Origin of the sequence: Novilysobacter viscosus (genome assembly GCF_046600715.1) — a bacterium.
Taxonomy (GTDB): Bacteria; Pseudomonadota; Gammaproteobacteria; order Xanthomonadales; family Xanthomonadaceae; genus Lysobacter_C; species Lysobacter_C viscosus.
On the sequence record NZ_JBJMAV010000002.1, the window covers coordinates 182,850 to 197,994 of the forward strand.

The following is a 15,145-nucleotide window of genomic DNA, read 5'->3' on the forward strand; positions in this document are numbered from 1 at the left end:
CCATCGAGCGAGCCGCGCGCCCACTGCGCGTCGCGGTGCTGGCATCGGGTCGGGGAAGCAACCTCCAGGCCGTCCTCGGCGCCATTTCGGCGGGTCGGCTCGGCGCCACCGTCGTAGGCGTTTTCTCGGACAAGGCTCGCGCGCCGGTGCTGGAACGCGCCCGGGCCGCGGGGATCACGACGCGTGCCCTGCCGCCCACGGGGTTCGCCCACCGGTTGGCATTCGACGCGGCGATGTTCGATGCCGTCGAGGAGGCCGCACCCGACCTGGTGGTCTGCGCCGGCTACATGCGGCTGATCAGCGAACCCCAGGTGACCCGCATGGCAGGCCGCCTGGTCAACATCCATCCGTCGCTGCTGCCTGCCTTCAAGGGCCTGCACACGCACCGGCAGGCCCTGGACGCCGGCGTGACCCGACATGGCGCCAGCGTCCATTACGTCACCCCCGAGCTCGACGGCGGGCCGGTGATCGCGCAGGCGCGGGTTCCGGTCCTGGCGGGCGATGACCCCCAGACCCTGTCGGACCGGGTGCTGGCGCGTGAGCATCCGCTGCTGGTGGAAACGCTGCGCCTGTTCGCCGCGGGGCGCGTCGCGCTGGCGGATGACCATGTCGTGGTCGATGGTTCGCCAATACACGTGCCGTTGCAACTCGATCCGGACAATGCGCTGACCCCCGCATCGCTTTCCGATATTTGATGATTCGCCGACTCGAACGCCGATACCCCCGCGGAAATCACGCGTCCACCCTTCCATGGCCTTCCGCCTGGCTGCTTGCCCTGGCGTTGGGCGCCGGCATTGCGCTGCCCGCGGCGTCGATTGCGCAGCCGGTGGACACGCAGGCTGCAGCCGGGGTGGCAGATGAAGCGCCAGCAGCCCTTGCGCCTTTCGTCGCGCGTTACACCGTCTCCGACAACGGTCGCTCCCTGGGCGATGCCACGCTGCGCCTGGTGCCGCAGGGGCCGCGTTGGCGGGTGGACCTGACGATGAACGGCTCGGGCCTGTTCAGGATCGCCGGGATCAATGCGGAGCAGAGCACGCTGTTCGAAGACCGCGGCGAAACTTACCGCCCGCTGACCCAGGCGACGGTTCGCCGGACCGTGTTCACGCAGCGCAAGAGCGTCGGTACCTACGATTGGAGGTCGCGACTGGCCCGGTGGCAGGGCGACGTCAAGGAGCACCGCCGCGCGCCGGTGGCACTCATCGACGGTGACATGAGCGGTCTGCTGATCAACCTTGCGGTCATCCGTGACGCAGCCCCTGGACGCACTTTGCAGTACCGCTACGTCGACAGTGGCCGCGTGCGCGAACATCGCTACGTGGTCGCGCGGGAACTTGAGCCGGTTACGGTCGGCGAACTGAAATACAACGCCATGCGGGTGTCTCGGATCGAGGATGCGCAGGGCGATGAAACCGTGATCTGGGTCGCCAAGGGCGTGCCCACCCCAATTCGAATGCTGCAGCGCGAAGGCGGCAAAGACACCTACGACCTGCGCCTGACCGAATACCAAGGAGTCCAATAAATGAGCCAAGCCACCTCCCGCGCCCCTATCCGCATCCGCCGGCCCTTTGCCGCGCTGGCAGCCGCCGCGGCCCTTTCGCTGGCGGCCCCGGCGATGGCCATGCAACCGTTCAGCGCTGATTACCAGGCCAGCTACATGGGCATGCAGGCAAGCGGAAAGATGACCCTGCAGTCGGCCGGCCAGGATCGCTGGCGTTACAGCCTCAACATCAAGAATTCGCTGGCGGACCTGTCGCAGAGCACCGTTTTCGAACTCCATGACGGCCAGTGGCGCCCGCTCTCCAGCAACGACTCCAGCCAGGTGCTGATCAAGAAGCAGGACAAGAAGGCCATCTATGACTGGTCGACCAACGTCGCCAGCTGGACCGGCGACGTCAAGGAGAATCGCGCCGGGCCGATCAAGCTCCAGGCTGGCGACATGGACGCCCTGCTGATCAACCTCGCCCTGGTCCGCGATGTCGAGGCCGGCAAGCCGCTGCGTTACCGCATGGTCGACGACGGCAGGGTCAAGCAACTCAACTATTCCGTGGCCGGCCAGGAGTCGATCACCGTAGGTGGCAAGTCGCACCAGGCGACCAAGGTGGTCAACACCGATGGCGACAAGCAGACGATCGCCTGGGTGGTCAAGGGTATGCCGGTGCCGGCGCGCATCCTGCAGCGCGAGGAAGGCAAGGATGCGCTGGACCTGCGGGTACAGGCGGTACGCTGAGCCCGCGCGGGACGCCCTGGCGCGACTGAAGCGAAAAGCCCGCGGCAAGCGGGCTTTTTGCTGTCCGGACGGCGCTTCCTGCGTCGAACGCCCCTAGCCGACCCGGCGAATGCGTGCGCCCAGGCCGGACAGCTTCTCTTCGATGTTCTCGTAGCCTCGGTCCAGGTGGTAGATGCGGTCGATGGTGGTCTCCCCGCTCGCCACCAGCCCCGCCAGGATCAGCGAAGCCGATGCACGCAGGTCGGTGGCCATGACCGGCGCGCCGCTCAGGCGTTCGACGCCGCGTACGACGGCCATGTGTCCGTCAACGCGGATATCCGCCCCCAGGCGAAGCAGCTCGTTGACGTGCATGAAGCGGTTCTCGAAGATCGTCTCGTTGACCACGCCCACGCCGTCGGCGATGCAGTTGAGCGCCATGAACTGCGCCTGCATGTCGGTGGGGAAGCCCGGATGCGGCGCAGTGGTCAGGTCCACCGCACGTGGGCGACGGCCTTCCATGTCCAGGGTGATCCGGTCGCCTTCGCACTCCACCCGCGCACCCGTTTCCACCAGCTTGTCGAGGACCGCATCCATGGTGTCGGGCCGCGTGTGGTGCGCGGTGATGCACCCGCCGGTCATCGCCGCGGCCACCAGGAAAGTGCCCGCTTCGATCCGGTCGGGCACCACGCGGTGGGCGCCGCCATGCAGCCGGTCCACGCCTTCCACCACGATCCGGTTGCTGCCCGCGCCTTCGATGCGCGCCCCCAGCGTCTTCAGGCATTCGGCGAGGTCGACGATCTCCGGCTCCATCGCCGCGTTCTCGATCACCGTCGTGCCCTGGGCCAGCGTCGCGGCCATGAGCAGGTTCTCGGTGGCGCCGACACTGACGATGTCGAACACATGCCGGGCGCCTTTCAACCGGTCGGCGCGCGCCTTGATGAAGCCGTTCTCCACCGTGATCCGCGCGCCCAGAGACTGCAGGCCCTTGATATGCAGGTCGACGGGACGCGAACCGATGGCGCAGCCGCCCGGCAGGGACACTTCCGCGTGGCCGTACTTGGCCAGCAGCGGTCCGAGCACCAGCACCGAAGCGCGCATGGTCTTGACCAGCTCGTAGGACGCTACCTGGCTGTGCACCGTGGTGGAGTCGACGGTGATCCCGTACCGCTCGTCGATGGTCAGGCCGGCGCCCAGTTCGCCCAGCAGCTTCACGGTGGTCACGACGTCGTGCAGATGCGGCACGTTGGACAGCTCGACCGGTCCGTCAGCCAGCAGGGTCGAGCACAGGATGGGCAACACGGCGTTCTTGGCGCCGGAAATACGCACTTCGCCCTTGAGCGGCACGCCGCCTTCTACAACGATCTTCTGCATGGAATTGACTGGGCTCGGCTGGATGCGGGGGGCGCCAGGGGCGGTCAGCGCCGTGGTGGCGGGGAACGTGCTGCAAGGGCCGGCCCGCGGAGGACGGGCGGCGGGCTTCGTGCGCCGGGGGCTCAGGCGCCAGATTCTTCCGGCGTCAGGGTCTTCAATGCGAGGGCATGGATCTCCCCACCCATGCGTTCGCCCAGCGTCGCGTAGACCAGCCGGTGGCGGGCCAGCGGCAGCTTGCCGGCGAATGCGCTGCAGACCACGGTGGCCTCGAAGTGCACGCCGTCGTCGCCGCGCACGTCGGCGCGGGCGCCGGGCAGGCCCTGTTCGATCAACTGCTTGATGGTGTCGGCGTTCACTGGGTGTCCCGCGAGGGTGGCGATGGACCGCAACGTTTGTGCCCGGTCCGGGCCATTGCGCGTAAAATCGGGCGCTTAGCCTAGCGGAACCCGGCCTTCAATGGTGACCCCGTTGCCCGCGTCTGTAGATCCCAGTCCCCCGGCGAACCCCCACGGCCTCGCGCAAAGCGGGCGACGCGTGTTCGAGGTCGAAGGCCATGCGCTGGCTGCGGTGGCGGCGCGACTGGATGGCGAGTTCACCCAGGCCTGCCAGCTGATGCTGGGCGCGCGAGGCCGCGTCGTGTGCATCGGCATGGGCAAGTCCGGCCACGTCGCGCGCAAGATCGCCGCGACGCTGGCTTCGACGGGCACGCCGGCCTTCTACGTCCATCCCGGCGAAGCCGCGCACGGCGACCTGGGGATGGTCACCGATGCCGACGTGGTGCTCGCGCTGTCCTACTCCGGCGAGAGCGACGAGATCCTGCTGCTGCTCCCGGTGTTGAGGCGACAAGGCAACAAACTGGTGGCCATGACCGGGCGGCCCCAGTCATCGCTCGCCCGCGAAGCGGATGTCCACTTGGACGTGAGCGTGCCGGCCGAGGCGTGCCCCCTCGACCTGGCGCCCACGGCCAGCACCACCGCCTCGCTGGCTATGGGCGATGCGCTGGCCGTCGCGCTGCTGGAGGCGCGTGGCTTCACCGCCGACGACTTCGCGCGCTCGCATCCGGCCGGCGCGCTGGGCAGGCGCCTGCTGCTGCACATTGCCGACATCATGCATTCCGGCGACGACGTACCCCGGGTCACCGCCGAGGCGACCCTCAGCGAGGCGCTGGTGGAGATGAGCCGCAAGCGGCTGGGCATGACCGCGGTGGTCGATGGGGACGGACGCCTGCTCGGCCTGTACACCGACGGCGACCTGCGCCGCAGCCTCGACGATGCCGAAGTCGACCTGCGTACCACGCGGATGGACCAGGTAATGACCCGCGGCCCCCGCACGATCGGAGCCGATGCCCTTGCCGTGGAGGCCGCGCAGCTGATGGAAGCGCACAAGATCAGCGGATTGCTGGTGGTCGACACCGACCAGCGGGTGGTGGGCGCGCTCAACATTCACGACCTGTTGCGCGCCCGGGTGGTCTAAAAGACCGCCCCGTCGCTCCTGCAGGCGTGCGCCCCGCTTGCGATCGGCCGGGTGCCTGGCGAATGCGCATGGGTGAACCGGCTGCCAGATGTCAGATGTCCGCGCCCCACAGTTTCCGCCCCACCTCCCCTTCCAGCCTGAGCTCCGATGCCCTACAGCCACCTCAACGACTACCCGGCCGACATCCGCGAGCGCGCCTCGCGCGTGCGACTGGCCTGTTTCGACGTCGACGGCACGCTGACCGACGGGCGGCTGACGTTCGACAGCGAGGGCCGTGAGCTGAAATCGTTCCACGTCCATGACGGCCTCGGGCTGGTGATGCTGCGCAAGGTCGGCATCACAGTGGCGCTCGTCACCGCCCGTGCCAGCGCGGTGGCCGAGCGGCGCGCCGCGGAACTGGGCATCCAGGCTTTCACGGCCGTGTCCGACAAGCTCGCGTGCGTTCGCAGCCTGGCCGAGACCCACGCCGTGTCGCTGGACGAGGTGGCCTTCATGGGCGACGACCTCCCGGACCTGAAGGTCATGCCACACGTGGGGCTCTCCATCGCACCGGCCAACGCGCACCGCTGGGTGAGCGAGCGGGTCCACTGGCGCAGCGCGCGCGCCGGTGGCGATGGCGCAGTACGCGAGGCCTGCGACCTGCTGCTGGCCGCGCAGGGCCACGCCGAGCGCCTGCTGGCCGAGGCACTGCCGACGGGAGTGCAGGCATGAACTGGCGCGCCCTGTTGACCCTGCTCCTGGTTGCGGGCGCCGCGGCCAGCGGTTGGGCGCTGTGGTCGCAACGCGCACCCCAGGCCGCCACGCCGGAACCCGGTGGCATGCCCGACTACGTACTCAACGACTTCGAACTGGTCGCGCTCAACGCCGAGGGGCGCGAGTCCTTCACCCTGGAAGCCCCGCGCCTGGCGAGGGACCCCGGCGTGCGCTCGATGGACATCGAGACGCCGGTGTTCACCATCCCCGACAGCAGCGCGCAGGACCGCACGACGGGCACGTGGGTGGTGAAGTCGAAGACCGGCTGGATCAGCGCCGACGGCGATGAGCTGCGGCTGCGCGGCGATGTGCGCGCCGACAGCACAGGCGGCGGCAAACCGCTGGCAATGCGCTCGCAGGAACTGAACGTCTTCCCTGAAACCGAGCGCGCCACGTCCGCGGTTGAGGTCACAGTCACGGAGCCCGGTTTTATACTGACGGGTCACAACCTCGAGGCCGACCTGGCTTCGGGCAACATCCGCCTACAGGATTCCAAGGCCCGATATGAACGCACTCCCCGCTAGCCTTCTGGCGCTGTTGCTGGCCACGGCCACGCTGCTGCCGGGCCCGGCATCGGCCCGCTCATCGGACCGCAACAAGCCAATGGACATCGAGGCCGGCTACTCGGACTACTCGATGGACGACAGCCGTCCCACCGTGTTGACCGGCGGGGTGACCATCACCCAGGGCACCCTGGACATCAAGGCAACGCGTGCCGACGTCACCCAACGCAATGGCGAAGCGGTGCGGGCGGTACTCACCGGCGGGCCGGTCCGGCTCGACCAGCAGCTCGACGACGGCAGGCCGATGAGTGCGGTGGCCTCCAAGGTCGACTACGACCTCCGCACCGAGGTGGTCGTATTCACCGGCGACGTCCGCATCTCCCAGCCCAACGGCAGCATGAGCGGCCAGCGCATCGTCTACAACATGCGCACCGGCCAGGTCCAGGGCGGCGGCGAAGGCGCCGGACGCGTCAAGATGAGGATCATGCCGCGCAACCGCGGTGGTGAAGCCACCGACGGGAACGAAGGCTGATGCTGGTTGCCAAGGGCCTGCGCAAGGCCTATCGCTCGCGCGAGGTGGTGCGCGACTTCGGCCTGACCCTGGATGCCGGCGAAGTGGTGGGCCTGCTCGGCCCGAATGGCGCGGGCAAGACCACCTGCTTCTACATGATCGTCGGACTGGTCCCGGCCGATGCCGGCCAGATCGTGCTGGACGGCAAGGACATCACCTTCGAGCCGATGTACGCCCGATCCAAGTACGGCGTGGGCTACCTGCCCCAGGAGCCGTCGGTGTTCCGCAAGCTCAGCGTCGCGGACAACATCCGGCTGGTGCTGGAACTGCGGCCGGACCTGAATGCGGCTGGGCGTGAACGGGAACTGGCCAGCCTGATGGACGAACTGCAGGTCACCCACGTGGCCAGGCAGATCGGCGCGAGCCTCTCGGGTGGCGAAAGGCGGCGCGTGGAAATCGCCCGGGCGCTGGCCACCAAGCCCCGGCTTATGCTGCTGGATGAGCCGTTCGCCGGCGTGGACCCGATTTCGGTGGGCGAGATCCAGCGCATCGTTTCGCACTTGAAGGCGCGCGGCATCGGTGTACTGATCACCGACCACAACGTCCGCGAGACCCTCGGGATCTGCGACCGGGCGTACATCCTCAACGACGGCGGCGTCCTCGCACAGGGGGCCCCGGAGGCGTTGCTGGCCAACCCCGACGTCCGACGGGTCTACCTGGGCGACACGTTCCGGCTTTGACCCCGATGCCCCGGCGGCGGCCGGGGGCTGGTACAACCTGCTTCCCGATGCAGGCTGCGGCCGCCGGCCGTCTCCCGTCGCGTTAGCCTTCCACCATGAAGCCCCGCCTCCAAACCTCCCTCGGACAGCACCTGGTGATGACGCCGCAACTTCGGCAGGCGATCCGCCTGTTGCAGTTGTCTGCCGTGGAGCTGGAGGCCGAGCTGGTCGAGGCGGTGGAGAGCAACCCGCTGCTGGACTGGACCGAGACCGCCATCGCCACCGGCGACGACACTGCCGGGCCCGGTGAAGGCAGCGGTACCGTCGAGGCATCGGAACGCGACTGGGGGCCCAACGACGGCGAGCCCTGGTACGAACGCATCGGCCCGTCCGACCGCGATGACGACGGTGCGCTGGCCGACCAGGTCGCCGAGCACGAGAGCCTGCACGACCACCTTCTGTGGCAACTCCACCTCAGCCACCTGTCGCCGCGCGACCGCCAGATCGGGGTGGCACTGATCGAGGCGATCGAGGATGACGGCTACCTGCGCGAGCCGCTCGCGGCCATCGCCGCCACCCTGGCTCCGGAGATAGAAGCGGACGAGCCGGAGATCACCACCGTCCTGCACCAGGTCCAGCGTTTCGACCCGGTCGGCACCGGTGCGCGTGACCTGGGCGAATGCCTTCGACTGCAGCTGGGCGTCCTGCCGGAAGACACCGCGGGCCTGTCGCTGGCCATGGTGCTGGCCGGCGAGCCGCTGGAGCGCCTGCCGCGGATCGGCATTGCCGGTATCGCCGCGGAACTCAAGCAGGAACCGCACGATGTCGAGACCGCCGTGCAGCTGCTGCGCTCGATGGACCCGCGTCCGGGCGCACAGATCGGGCCGATCAGCCACGACACCTATGTCGCCCCCGACGTCGTCATCTGGCGCCAGCACGGCCTGTGGCGAGTGGCCCTGGCCGACAGCATGCGACCTCGCGTCGCAATCCACCGCGGCTACGAAGGCATGATCCGGCACGCATCGTCGTCCGACGCCAGCTACCTGCGGGGCCACCTGCAGGAGGCACGGTGGCTGCTCAAGAGCCTGGAGGCCCGCGGCGACACCCTGCTGAAGGTGGCCCGGTGCCTGATCAGCCAGCAGGCCGGTTTCCTGGAGTTCGGCGACAGCGCGCTGCGGCCACTGACGCTTCGAGAGGTGGCGGCGGAGATCGGGTTGCACGAGTCCACGGTCTCGCGCGCGATCGCGCGCAAGTTCGCCCGCACCCCACGCGGCACGGTACCGCTGCGGGCGTTCTTTGCATCGGGCATCGACACCGGCGCGGGCGGCGAAGCCTCCAGCACGGCGATCCAGGCCATGATCCGGCAGCTGATAGAAGCCGAGAATCCGCGCAAGCCACTGTCCGACGCACGCCTGGCCGAAACGCTCAAGGCGACCGGCGTGCCCGTCGCACGGCGCACGGTTGCCAAGTACCGCGAGGCGATGGGCATTTCCTCCTCGCAGGAGCGCGTGCGGATGGCGTAATGGCCGCCACGGGACTCCCGACGCGGCCGGGCCCTTGCGAGGCCCTGGTCTCGAGACTGTATGGATGCTCCGAGGTGCCCCCGTGCGGCGGTCTTCATCCGACTTTGTCGGCCCTGATCCAGGGGGTTGAAAGCTTTCCAAATCGTCCCGCCGGCCACCGGCGCCTGCGATATGCTGTCGGTCCCGTCGCGAGCAGGAGGTTGGAAATGCGCATCGAAACCCACGGCCAGCAGATCGACGTCACCCCCGCGCTACGCGAGTACGTGGAAACCAAGCTGGCCCGGCTGGAACGGCATTACGACCACCCCTTCGACGTGCGCACCCTGCTGACCCTGGACAAGCCCGACCACCGCGCGGAGGCCACCGTCAACATTGCCGGACGCACCCTGCATGCCGACGCCAACGCCATCGACATGTACGCGGCCATCGACCTGCTCGCGGACAAGCTCGACCGCCTGCTGATGAAGCACAAGGAAAAGATGGTCGACCACCACCGGGGCGAGAGCCTGGCCCGCAACGGCGAATTCGGCTGATCCAATGCCCCTTGGGGAGCTGCTCAGCGCCGACCGGGTCGCGATCCTGGTTGAGCCCGGCAACCGCGCGGCCGTCCTGGAGACGGCCGCGCGCCTGTTGGCCGACGACCTGCCGGGAAGCACCGGCAGTACCCTGGTTGCGGCCATCGGCGACAGCCTGCGCGCGCGCGAGCGCCTGGCCAGCACGGCAATCGGCCACGGCGTGGCGATACCCCACGGCCGTCTCCCCGGCCTTGAAGCCACCCGTGGCGCGTTTATCCGGCTGGCGCAGCCGGTGGACTTCGACGCCGTGGACGGCCAACCGGTTGACCTGGTCATGGCGCTGGCGGTGCCCGAGCACTACGTGCAGCAGCACTTGACCCAATTGGCCGAGATTGCCGAGCACTTCGCCTCCCCGACGTTCCGCGCCCGGCTTCGCGGCGCCGCCAGTGCCAGCGCACTGTCAGCCGTGCTGCTCGCGTGCGGGTCCAGGCGGGACGGCGAGGAGCCGCCCCGGTGAATGCCAGCATCAGTGCCGGTGCGTTGTTCGAACACCAGCGTGAGCGCCTGGACCTGCGCTGGCTGGCTGGCCAGGACGGCCAGGGCCGCGTGGTCGAGGCGGTGGAGACCGTCGCGCGCCGCCCGTCGCTGGCCGGCTACCTCAACACCATCTACCCCAACCGGGTGCAGATCCTCGGCACCGAGGAACTGGCGTGGCTGGATACGCTGGATTCGCGCCACCGCTGGGAGACGATCGAGAAGATCATGCAGTTCCGGCCGCTGGCGCTGGTGATCAGCAAGAAGCAGTCGTGCCCCGAAGACCTCCGACAGGCTGCGGAAGAGTCGCAGACCCCGCTGTGGAGCTCGCCCCGCCGCGGCCACGAGCTGCTCAACCACCTGCAGTACCACCTGGCGCGCACGCTGGCGCCACGGGTGACGCTGCATGGCGTGTTCATGGAGATCTACTCGATCGGCGTGCTGATCACCGGCGACGCCGGATCCGGCAAGAGCGAACTGGCACTGGAGCTGATCACCCGCGGGCACCGCCTGGTGGCCGACGACGCACCCGAGTTCACCCAGATCGCCCCCGACGTCCTGGACGGCACGTGCCCGGAGATGCTGCAGGACCTGCTCGAAGTCCGCGGCCTGGGCGTGCTCAATATCCGCGAGATGTTCGGCGACACCACGGTCAAGGGAAACAAGTACCTGCGACTGATGATCCACCTCACCAAGCCCATGGACGAGCCGGCACCGGGCGGCTTCGAGCGCCTGACCGGCGACACCGGGACGCGACGCGTGCTGGACCTGGACGTGCCGATGATCACCCTGCCGGTCATGCCCGGTCGCAACCTGGCGGTCCTGGCCGAGGCGGCCACGCGCCTGCACAGCCTGCGGATGAAGGGCCTGGATCCCGCTGCGGCATTCATCGCGCGGCACAGCAACTTCCTGGAGCGCGGAGAGACGTGAACAGCAAGGGCGTGAACATCGAAGGGGCGGCGCGCGCGCTGGTGATCGTCAGCGGCATGTCGGGCTCCGGCAAGTCGGTGGCACTCAACACCTTCGAGGACCTGGGCTTCTACTGCGTCGACAACCTGCCGGCCGAGCTTTTGCCGGACTTCGTGCGCAGCGTGCAGGGTGCCGAGGCGGCGCCGACCAAGCTGGCGGTCGGCATCGACGTGCGCAACCGCCACAGTGACCTGTCCGATATTTCGGGCACGCTTTCGGCGGTCGGCGCACTGGGGCTTGATCCCAGGCTGGTGTTTTTCGAGAGCCGCGACGACACCCTGATCAAGCGCTATGCCGACACCCGCCGGCGGCACCCGCTCAGCCACCTGGGCCTGTCGCTTGCCGATGCGATTTCGCTGGAGCGCCAGGTACTCAAGCCGCTCCGGCAGATCGCCGACCGCGTGGTCGACACCAGCGACCTCAACGTGCACCAGTTGCGCAGGCAGGTCATCACCGAATTCGGACTGGACAGCGACAGCACCGTCTCGCTGCTGTTCGAATCCTTCGCCTATCGCCACGGCGTGCCTGCCGATGCGGACTTCGTATTCGACGCCCGCTGCCTGCCCAACCCGCACTGGAATGCGATCCTGCGCCCGCTGTCGGGACGGGACGAGGCCGTGGCCGACTACCTGGAGGCCGAGCCCGACGCGATGCGGTTCGTCGAGCAGGTCAGCGGCTTCCTCGACACCTGGCTGCCCCGGTTGCGCGCGGACGGCACGCGCAGCTACGTCACCGTGGCGTTCGGATGCACCGGGGGTCGCCACCGCTCGGTGTACCTGGCGGAGCGCATGGCCCGCCACGCCCGCGAAGCCGGCTGGGACGAAGTGGCCGTCCACCACCGCGAGCTCGACTGACCCGGCACGCCCGGGCGCTTGCCGCCCGCGGCAGGACCCGCCGCCAGTGCCATCGAGGGAGCGGGGCCCACCGGTGGTGCGTACTTCCCGGGGTGGCACGTTCCCAACCGCCAAGAATGACGGGGCGGACCCTCCCCCCGGTCTTCATGCCCTTGGTACACGCGAAGTGGCCCCGGCAACCGACCCCGGCGGCGGCGCTGCGCTTCCGGCCGGCAACACCCGTCTGTTAACTTGGCGGGCATGTCAGTCGGCCTCCTCCTGATCACCCACGAAGGCGTCGGCAGCGCACTGCTGGCGGTTGCCACCCGGCTGCTGCGGAGCCTGCCGCTCAAGGCCGAGGCCCTGGAGGTCCCGTTCGACGGCGACCCTGACAGCCTGCTGCCGGTCGCCAGTGCCGCGCTGCGGCGCGTGGACGGCGGCCATGGCGTACTGGTGCTGACCGACCTTTACGGCGCCACGCCCAGCAACGTGGCCGCCCGCCTGGCGCGACTGGGTACGCCGGTACGGCGGGTGTCGGCCCTGAGCCTGCCGATGCTGCTGCGGGTAATGAACTACGCCGAGCTGGACCTGGAGGAGCTGCCCGCGGTGGCCGCCGCCGGTGCCCGCAACGGCGTGATCCTGGACGACGCTTGAAGACGGGCCCTGCAAGGACACTGCGATGATCGAACGCGAACTCACCGTCTCCAACCGACTGGGCCTGCACGCCCGGGCGACCGCGAAGCTCGTGCAGCTGCTGTCGGGCTACAAGAGCAATGCCACGCTCACTGCCAAGGGTCGCGAGGTCAACGCCAAGTCCATCATGGGCGTGATGCTGCTGGCCGCCGGCCAGGGCACCCAGGTCAAGCTCCGCGTCGACGGCGAGGACGAGGCCACGGTCGCGGAGATGGTCAGCGAACTGTTCGACCGCCGTTTCGACGAAGACGCCTGAGGACGGCCGGGGATGCGGCAGGAATTCACCGGACAGGGTGCTGCGCGCGGCAGCGCGCTGGGGCGTGCCCGCGTCCGCCTGCCGCATGTACTGGAGGTCGTCGAGGAACGTATCCCCGCCGAGGCGGTTGAAGACGAACTGCACCATCTGCACCGGGCCATCGGCACCGTGCGCGCGGAAATGCACGCACTGCGCGACCGCCTCCACGGTGCACTGGCGCAGGAGGTCGGTGAGTTCCTCGACCTGCACGCGCTGCTGCTGGACGATCCGGAGCTGCTCAGCGGGCTGGACGACCTGATCCGCACTGGCCGCTACAGCGCGGACTACGCGTTGCGGCTCCAGCGCGACCGCATCGCGGGCGTGTTCGCCAGCCTGGACGATGCCTATTTCCGCAGCCGTGTGGAGGACATCGACCAGGTCATCGGCCGCATCCATGCCGCCCTGCACCGCCGTGATGCCGACACGCAGGGCGTCGCCGGGGAGATCCTGGTCACCGATGCGGTCGCACCGGCGGAAATCGCCCAGCTGCAGGCCCAGGGCGTCATGGCGATCGTCACCTCCGGCGGCAGCGCGCTGTCGCACAGCGCGATCCTGGCGCGCAGCCTGCACCTGCCACTGGTGGTGGGCGCGGCCCACGTGCTGCAGAAGGTCAACGATGGCGACGTGCTGGTGGTCGACGGTGCGAACGGGCGGGTGGTGGTCGAGCCCAATGCCGCTGACCTCCGTGACCACCGCGCCCGCGTGCGTGAGCTGGCGCGTGAGCGCAAGCAACTCAACCGCCTGAGGCGGGAGCCGTCGCGCACCCTCGATGGCGTCGACATCCGGATCTATGCAAACGCGGAGTCACGCGACGACGTCGCCGAGGCGCACGCCATGGGCGCGGCTGGCATCGGCCTGTACCGCACCGAGTTCCTGTTCCTGCAGCGCAGTGAGGTGCCCGACGAGGAGGAGCAGTTCCGCACCTACCGCGACGTGGTACTGGGCATGACCGGGCGCACCGTCACCATCCGCACGCTGGACCTGGGCGCGGACAAGGCCGACCGCACCGGGCTGGTGCTGCGCGACGAGCCGAACCCGGCGCTGGGCCTGCGCGGCGTACGCCTGTCGCTGGCGCGCCCTGGCCTGCTGGACGACCAGTTGCGCGCCCTGTTGCGCGCCTCGGGTTACGGGCCGTTGCGGATCCTGGTGCCGATGGTCAGCGGCCGCGAGGAGATCCGCGCGGTGCGTGGGCGGCTGGACCGGCTGGCCGCCGAGTTGCGCACGAGCGGCCACGAGATCGCCGACCACGTGCCGCTCGGGGCGATGATCGAGGTCCCGTCGGCGGCGATCGCACTGCCCGGCTTCATCGGTGACGTGGACTTCCTGTCCATCGGCACCAACGACCTGGTGCAGTACCTGTTGGCGGTGGACCGCAACAACGAGGCGCTGGGCGACATGTACTCGCCGCTGCACCCGGCGGTGCTGCGACTGATGCGTGACGTCATCCGCCTGGGCCAGCGCCGCGGCAAGCCCGTCGCGGTGTGCGGCGAGATTGCCGGCGATCCGCGTTTCATCCCGCTGCTGCTGGCGATGGGACTGACCGAACTGAGCCTGCACCCGGTGACGCTGCTGGAGGTGCGCCGCACCATCCGCGCGTGTGACCTGCAGGTGCTGAAGTCGCGGGCGGCGGCGCTGTTCAAGGCCCGTGGGCGGTTGGAGATCGAGCGCTGGATGGCCTCGGTGGCGCCCGGCGTTCAGGCCTGAGCGTGAGCGCTCAGTCCGCGTCCGCGGGTTGCAGCGCACCGTCGCCCGACGCGGCGTCCACCTGCGCCGAGGGCGTCTCTGCCGGCGTGGCCGGGGCGACAGACGTGGCGCGCTCGCAGCGTCCGGGGCCCGCGTCGACAGCGGCGAGCAGCCGGCTGCTCTCCCGATCCAGCAGGTAGAACCGCATCCCCGACGACACCCACTCGCCGGTCCGTTCGGTACCGCCAGCCTCGTTGCTGCGCGCGAACACCTTGCGCTCGTCGCGCCCCACCTGGATCTCCAGTTTCGGCGCCACGGCGGGGTCGACCCTCCATGCGACATCGGCCACGTAGGCCCCCGTCGGTCCGCAGGCTGCGTCCGCGGCGATCACGGTGAGCTCGGCACCCGGCACGGCAAACGGCATCGCCGGCGGCTCGGTCGGAGCGGGCGTGCACGCGCCCAGCGCAAACGCCGCAGCCAACACTGCGAGGGATTTCGTAACGATCGTGCACGGTGCAGGCATGGAGTGCGTCTCGGGAGGCCATGGGCAACGCCGTGCACACT

At 69.1% G+C, this 15,145-nt stretch carries 19 protein-coding genes; 16 read left to right on the forward strand and 3 right to left on the reverse strand.

From position 1 onward, the window contains the following. Positions 1 to 2: 2 nt before the first annotated feature. From purN to ACJQWL_RS04530, 3 genes are read left to right on the forward strand one after another with little or no spacing between them, the layout of a single operon-like run. Positions 3 to 695 (forward strand): phosphoribosylglycinamide formyltransferase, encoded by a 693-nt coding sequence (gene purN / locus ACJQWL_RS04520; protein ID WP_330967642.1) that lies wholly within the window; start codon positions 3 to 5, stop codon positions 693 to 695. Continuing rightward, positions 695 to 1,519, forward strand: coding sequence for a DUF3108 domain-containing protein (locus tag ACJQWL_RS04525; protein WP_330967511.1), 825 nt, complete (start codon positions 695 to 697; stop codon positions 1,517 to 1,519). Before purN ends, ACJQWL_RS04525 begins: the two co-directional genes overlap by 1 nt. Continuing rightward, positions 1,520 to 2,227 (forward strand): DUF3108 domain-containing protein, encoded by a 708-nt coding sequence (locus ACJQWL_RS04530; RefSeq protein ID WP_330967510.1) that lies wholly within the window; start codon positions 1,520 to 1,522, stop codon positions 2,225 to 2,227. Between the two features lie 93 nt (positions 2,228 to 2,320). Here the strand turns inward: ACJQWL_RS04530 and murA are convergent, their stop codons facing one another. Together murA and ACJQWL_RS04540 are read right to left on the reverse strand one after the other, a co-directional pair. Beyond that, positions 2,321 to 3,577, reverse strand: a complete 1,257-nt coding sequence (gene murA / locus ACJQWL_RS04535) for a UDP-N-acetylglucosamine 1-carboxyvinyltransferase (RefSeq protein ID WP_330967509.1) — start codon at positions 3,575 to 3,577, stop codon at positions 2,321 to 2,323. 122 nt (positions 3,578 to 3,699) lie between these two features. Beyond that, positions 3,700 to 3,933 (reverse strand): BolA family protein, encoded by a 234-nt coding sequence (locus ACJQWL_RS04540; RefSeq protein ID WP_330967508.1) that lies wholly within the window; start codon positions 3,931 to 3,933, stop codon positions 3,700 to 3,702. 100 nt (positions 3,934 to 4,033) lie between these two features. Here ACJQWL_RS04540 and ACJQWL_RS04545 point away from each other — a divergent pair, with 100 nt between their 5' ends. The 13 genes from ACJQWL_RS04545 (at position 4,034) to ptsP (ending at position 14,602) form a co-directional block, all read left to right on the forward strand. Next, positions 4,034 to 5,050 (forward strand): KpsF/GutQ family sugar-phosphate isomerase, encoded by a 1,017-nt coding sequence (locus ACJQWL_RS04545; protein WP_330967507.1) that lies wholly within the window; start codon positions 4,034 to 4,036, stop codon positions 5,048 to 5,050. A 147-nt stretch (positions 5,051 to 5,197) separates the two neighbouring features. After that, on the forward strand, positions 5,198 to 5,761 hold the full coding sequence (locus ACJQWL_RS04550; protein WP_330967506.1) for a KdsC family phosphatase: 564 nt from the start codon (positions 5,198 to 5,200) through the stop codon (positions 5,759 to 5,761). Further along, positions 5,758 to 6,327, forward strand: a complete 570-nt coding sequence (gene lptC, locus ACJQWL_RS04555) for an LPS export ABC transporter periplasmic protein LptC (RefSeq protein WP_330967505.1) — start codon at positions 5,758 to 5,760, stop codon at positions 6,325 to 6,327. Before ACJQWL_RS04550 ends, lptC begins: the two co-directional genes overlap by 4 nt. After that, positions 6,308 to 6,838 carry a lipopolysaccharide transport periplasmic protein LptA gene (gene lptA, locus ACJQWL_RS04560; protein ID WP_330967504.1) on the forward strand — a complete coding sequence of 177 codons (531 nt, stop codon included), beginning with the start codon at positions 6,308 to 6,310 and terminating at the stop codon, positions 6,836 to 6,838. The genes lptC and lptA overlap by 20 nt, the downstream gene beginning before the upstream one ends. Continuing rightward, positions 6,838 to 7,557, forward strand: coding sequence for an LPS export ABC transporter ATP-binding protein (gene lptB, locus ACJQWL_RS04565; protein ID WP_330967503.1), 720 nt, complete (start codon positions 6,838 to 6,840; stop codon positions 7,555 to 7,557). The genes lptA and lptB overlap by 1 nt, the downstream gene beginning before the upstream one ends. A gap of 95 nt (positions 7,558 to 7,652) precedes the next feature. Next, on the forward strand, positions 7,653 to 9,059 hold the full coding sequence (locus ACJQWL_RS04570; RefSeq protein ID WP_330967502.1) for an RNA polymerase factor sigma-54: 1,407 nt from the start codon (positions 7,653 to 7,655) through the stop codon (positions 9,057 to 9,059). Positions 9,060 to 9,265: 206 nt separating this feature from the next. Beyond that, the gene (gene hpf, locus ACJQWL_RS04575; protein WP_330967501.1) at positions 9,266 to 9,592 is read left to right on the forward strand and encodes a ribosome hibernation-promoting factor, HPF/YfiA family; all 327 of its coding nucleotides are present in this window, start codon (positions 9,266 to 9,268) and stop codon (positions 9,590 to 9,592) included. A 4-nt stretch (positions 9,593 to 9,596) separates the two neighbouring features. Next, positions 9,597 to 10,091: a PTS sugar transporter subunit IIA gene (locus ACJQWL_RS04580; protein ID WP_330967500.1), complete on the forward strand. Its 495-nt coding sequence runs from the start codon at positions 9,597 to 9,599 to the stop codon at positions 10,089 to 10,091. After that, positions 10,088 to 11,038, forward strand: coding sequence for an HPr(Ser) kinase/phosphatase (hprK, locus tag ACJQWL_RS04585; RefSeq protein WP_330967499.1), 951 nt, complete (start codon positions 10,088 to 10,090; stop codon positions 11,036 to 11,038). The genes ACJQWL_RS04580 and hprK overlap by 4 nt, the downstream gene beginning before the upstream one ends. A gap of 17 nt (positions 11,039 to 11,055) precedes the next feature. Further along, positions 11,056 to 11,931, forward strand: a complete 876-nt coding sequence (rapZ, locus tag ACJQWL_RS04590) for an RNase adapter RapZ (RefSeq protein WP_330967641.1) — start codon at positions 11,056 to 11,058, stop codon at positions 11,929 to 11,931. 240 nt (positions 11,932 to 12,171) lie between these two features. Continuing rightward, positions 12,172 to 12,564: a PTS sugar transporter subunit IIA gene (locus ACJQWL_RS04595; protein ID WP_330967498.1), complete on the forward strand. Its 393-nt coding sequence runs from the start codon at positions 12,172 to 12,174 to the stop codon at positions 12,562 to 12,564. A gap of 25 nt (positions 12,565 to 12,589) precedes the next feature. Next, the gene (locus ACJQWL_RS04600) at positions 12,590 to 12,859 is read left to right on the forward strand and encodes an HPr family phosphocarrier protein (RefSeq protein ID WP_330967497.1); all 270 of its coding nucleotides are present in this window, start codon (positions 12,590 to 12,592) and stop codon (positions 12,857 to 12,859) included. A gap of 12 nt (positions 12,860 to 12,871) precedes the next feature. Beyond that, a complete protein-coding gene (ptsP, locus tag ACJQWL_RS04605; protein WP_330967496.1) occupies positions 12,872 to 14,602 on the forward strand; it encodes a phosphoenolpyruvate--protein phosphotransferase in 1,731 nt (576 codons plus the stop codon). 10 nt (positions 14,603 to 14,612) lie between these two features. On the opposite strand, the gene ACJQWL_RS04610 is transcribed toward ptsP, so the two are convergent. Next, the gene (locus ACJQWL_RS04610) at positions 14,613 to 15,104 is read right to left on the reverse strand and encodes a hypothetical protein (protein ID WP_330967495.1); all 492 of its coding nucleotides are present in this window, start codon (positions 15,102 to 15,104) and stop codon (positions 14,613 to 14,615) included. Between the last annotated feature and the right edge of the window lie 41 nt (positions 15,105 to 15,145).

What these genes read in the sequence shown, in the direction of transcription:
- ACJQWL_RS04525 (WP_330967511.1), top strand. Translation starts at nt 695, where the DNA reads ATGATTCGCCGACTCGAACGCCGATACCCCCGCGGAAATCACGCGTCC.
- ACJQWL_RS04530 (WP_330967510.1), top strand. Translation starts at nt 1,520, where the DNA reads ATGAGCCAAGCCACCTCCCGCGCCCCTATCCGCATCCGCCGGCCCTTT.
- murA (WP_330967509.1), bottom strand. Translation starts at nt 3,577, where the DNA reads ATGCAGAAGATCGTTGTAGAAGGCGGCGTGCCGCTCAAGGGCGAAGTG.
- ACJQWL_RS04545 (WP_330967507.1), top strand. Translation starts at nt 4,034, where the DNA reads ATGGTGACCCCGTTGCCCGCGTCTGTAGATCCCAGTCCCCCGGCGAAC.
- ACJQWL_RS04550 (WP_330967506.1), top strand. Translation starts at nt 5,198, where the DNA reads ATGCCCTACAGCCACCTCAACGACTACCCGGCCGACATCCGCGAGCGC.
- lptC (WP_330967505.1), top strand. Translation starts at nt 5,758, where the DNA reads ATGAACTGGCGCGCCCTGTTGACCCTGCTCCTGGTTGCGGGCGCCGCG.
- lptA (WP_330967504.1), top strand. Translation starts at nt 6,308, where the DNA reads ATGAACGCACTCCCCGCTAGCCTTCTGGCGCTGTTGCTGGCCACGGCC.
- lptB (WP_330967503.1), top strand. Translation starts at nt 6,838, where the DNA reads ATGCTGGTTGCCAAGGGCCTGCGCAAGGCCTATCGCTCGCGCGAGGTG.
- ACJQWL_RS04570 (WP_330967502.1), top strand. Translation starts at nt 7,653, where the DNA reads ATGAAGCCCCGCCTCCAAACCTCCCTCGGACAGCACCTGGTGATGACG.
- hpf (WP_330967501.1), top strand. Translation starts at nt 9,266, where the DNA reads ATGCGCATCGAAACCCACGGCCAGCAGATCGACGTCACCCCCGCGCTA.
- ACJQWL_RS04580 (WP_330967500.1), top strand. Translation starts at nt 9,597, where the DNA reads ATGCCCCTTGGGGAGCTGCTCAGCGCCGACCGGGTCGCGATCCTGGTT.
- ACJQWL_RS04595 (WP_330967498.1), top strand. Translation starts at nt 12,172, where the DNA reads ATGTCAGTCGGCCTCCTCCTGATCACCCACGAAGGCGTCGGCAGCGCA.
- ACJQWL_RS04600 (WP_330967497.1), top strand. Translation starts at nt 12,590, where the DNA reads ATGATCGAACGCGAACTCACCGTCTCCAACCGACTGGGCCTGCACGCC.
- ptsP (WP_330967496.1), top strand. Translation starts at nt 12,872, where the DNA reads ATGCGGCAGGAATTCACCGGACAGGGTGCTGCGCGCGGCAGCGCGCTG.
- ACJQWL_RS04610 (WP_330967495.1), bottom strand. Translation starts at nt 15,104, where the DNA reads ATGCCTGCACCGTGCACGATCGTTACGAAATCCCTCGCAGTGTTGGCT.